Below are 2,895 nucleotides of genomic sequence, written 5' to 3'. Positions count from 1 at the left end.
GGAAAATCGCGGTCGCAAACATGCCGAGTGCCGCGCCCCACGCTGCCGACGCTTCCAATGCCGCCTGACCGGCCGCGACGAGTGAGGATGCATTGGCTCCGGGCGACGAAGTCGTCACCTGGAACGGCGCCAGTTCGGTCGAAAAAGCCGTGAGGGCCATGCCCAGAAAAGCCGCCACCAGCACCTGCAGCAGGGCGTAGTTCGCGACCTTCGCAGTCCACGCCTCAAAGAAGCGCGCAGTCGGCGCGAACGCGGCGCAGGCAATGAAGATCGGTCCGATCCCGAGCACCAGATCGAGCAGCATGCGGCCCATCACGACCTCGAACGCGAGCACGATCAGGAAAATTGCGCCGCCAATCGCAGCCACGAATCCGCACACGATGTCGCCAATAGCGGCGGCGATCCCGCTGGGGCTGATCCCCTCGTGGGTCGCCTTCTCCGAATAAGCATCCAGCACGAGATCAATTTGCTGGTCATAGCAGTCGAGCGTCTGGTAGATACTGGTGGCGCTCGCCGAAGTCACGCTGCTGCCGCTGACCGACCCGCATCCAGGATTGCCGCCACCTGTCGTATTGGCCGCGTTCTGGATCGTCTGGGCGAGGCCCGACGTGGCGCCGCTCACCGCCTCCACCAGTTGCTGCTGGTAGATGCCGCTTCCGAGTGCAAACGCGAGAATGGAAGCGACCTTGAGCCCACGCCATGCGAAAGCTGGTATTGCCTCGTGCGCCTCGCCCCGCACGATGGCCAGTCCATAGGCAATGACCCAGATCGTGACGGCCGTGGTCACGACGGGAACGAGTGCGCTGGCGAGCGCCGACGACACGCTTGTGACGTACGTCGACATGCCGTTTTCGAGCGTGCCGCCGATCGCGGTAAAGAGGCCGCTCATCGCACGCCTCCCTTCTGCGCCGCGCGACGCTTCGCAAGTTCGGCGTGGAAGACTGGTAGCCACACATCGGGATCGTCCCCGACTTGCGCGCGGATCGTATCGAGCAGCTCCACGTTATCGGTCGTGCCGGACAGCACGTCGAGCACATCGCCCAGCCCCGCGAGATCGAGCCGGCCGATGGCCGAGCGATGTCCCTGCTTGACGAGAAACATGCGGCTGTTCTCGCCAAGATTGCGGACGATGTTGAACTCGGCCTCGGTGAGCTTGAACCCGTGCACGTAGTCGTCGAAGTCTGCCCGCGGGTTCGGCAGGAAGAAGAACGTCGCGCTCTGTTCGATCAGTGCCCGCGCGATATCGCTGCGCAGCACGTCGGCCGGCGACTGTGTGTCAAAAATTCCTAGCCCGTTCTGCTTGCGGATCGTCTTCTGCTTGTTCTTCGCGAACTCCGTGAAGACGGGGTCACCCAGCCGCTTCCAGAACTCCGTCATCACATAGATGAAGCGCCTGCCGTCGATCAGGCTTTCCGTCAGGTGCAGCAGGTACATCGTGACGGGCGTCGACACTTCCGCATCGTCAAGCAGTTCGGTATCGTCAAAACCGAAGAGACCCGCGCGCGTGAGATCCACGCGATCGGCTGGATTGTCGAGCACCCAGCCAAGCCGTCCGCCCACGCACCATTTACCGAGCCGCGCGTGCAAGCTGTTCTCCCCCACATTCGGCAGCAGTTGCCGAACCATCGAGAGCCGCCGCAGCGACTTGTCCATGCGAGCGACTTCCCGCACTGCGCGCGATATGTCGACCTCATCCCTCGCGGACAACGGCGTACTCATGTCGACGAGCTTGCGCACGAGCCGCTCCCAGAAGTCGAGCACCGATGCGTCGGGCATCAGTTGGAACGGATTCAGTCCGGTCGGCTCACCTCGGCGAAATACCGTATAGATACCGCCCATCGCTCGGATGGCGATCTCGGTACCCCGGTCCTTGTCATACAGCACGGCGGTCAAACCAAACTTCATCGCCATGGCGAGCAGGAACAGCTCAAGCACCGTCTTGCCAGCGCCTGCCTGCCCGATGATCTGTGTGTTCGCGAGTGCCTTCTCGTCGGCCGAATCCTGCTTCTCGGGCGTCACGTGAAAGTTCAGATACAACGGCTGGCCGCTTGGCGTCTTGACGATGGTAATCGCCTCGCCCCATGGATTGCCGTCGCGCTTACCCGTCGCAAAATTGTGCAGGCTGGACAAACCGCAGAAATTGCGGGACGTGAGCTTGGCCTCCCGTGGCCGGTAGCGCCAGTTGCCCGGCAATTGAGCGAACCACGCGGCGTCGGCTACGAGATCGATCAGTGCCGTCTGGAAGCCCGCATCGGCCAACTGCGTGCGTGCTTTCGCGACGTGCTTCGACACCTCCCCGGGCGTGTCCGCAAGCACCGCGAGCGAATAGTGATACTCGCCCAGCACGAAATCGCCGTTGATCAGGTCGTTGAGCGCCTGATCCATCGCCTCGACTTGGGAGACGGCCACGTCCTCGCCGGCAATGAGTTGGTTGCGCTGCCGCTCAAGCGCTTCCTTCGCACTGGGTTTGTCGAGAATCGTGAAGCTCTGCGTCTCGATATATTCGAAGTCTCCGTACAGCAGGCCATTGAGCATGCCGGGCTCGGTTTCCTCGGGATAGTCCTTCAGGTCGAGCAGCGCAGTGTGACGCGTGGCGGACGGCATGCGGATCTCGACCTTTTCGACGCCAACAAAGAGGCGTGAAGTCGGCAATGCTTCACGGATAGGACCGGCGGGAACAGGCTCCGACTCCCAGACGCCATTGACGAGATAGCCGAGCAGTTCCAGCGCCGACGAACACCGGCGCAGCCGCATCGTGATCGGGCTCGACTTGCGATAGACCCCGAGCGCCACCGGATCGTAGGGTTTCAAGCTCGACTCGACCTGAGCGGCGAGTTCGTCCATGAGCTTGAGCGCTTCCTGCTGGTCGCGCCGGATGTCCTCGCGCGTACGGCG

General features: G+C 62.6%; 2 protein-coding genes. Both read right to left on the bottom strand.

Going from position 1 to position 2,895, the window contains the following annotated elements:
- The coding region (locus M0954_RS16415) for a type IV secretion system protein (RefSeq protein ID WP_297354295.1) at positions 1–889 on the bottom strand (889 nt) is incomplete at its 3' end.
- Positions 886–2,895 (bottom strand): VirB4 family type IV secretion/conjugal transfer ATPase (locus M0954_RS16410; protein ID WP_297354293.1); only part of this gene is annotated, 2,010 nt, incomplete at its 5' end. The genes M0954_RS16410 and M0954_RS16415, both read right to left, overlap by 4 nt.

Origin of the sequence: Paraburkholderia sp. (genome assembly GCF_026225065.1) — a bacterium.
Taxonomy (GTDB): Bacteria; Pseudomonadota; Gammaproteobacteria; order Burkholderiales; family Burkholderiaceae; genus Paraburkholderia.
Note: the sequence above shows the minus strand (reverse complement) of the source record. Positions and strands in the feature narration are given on the sequence as shown.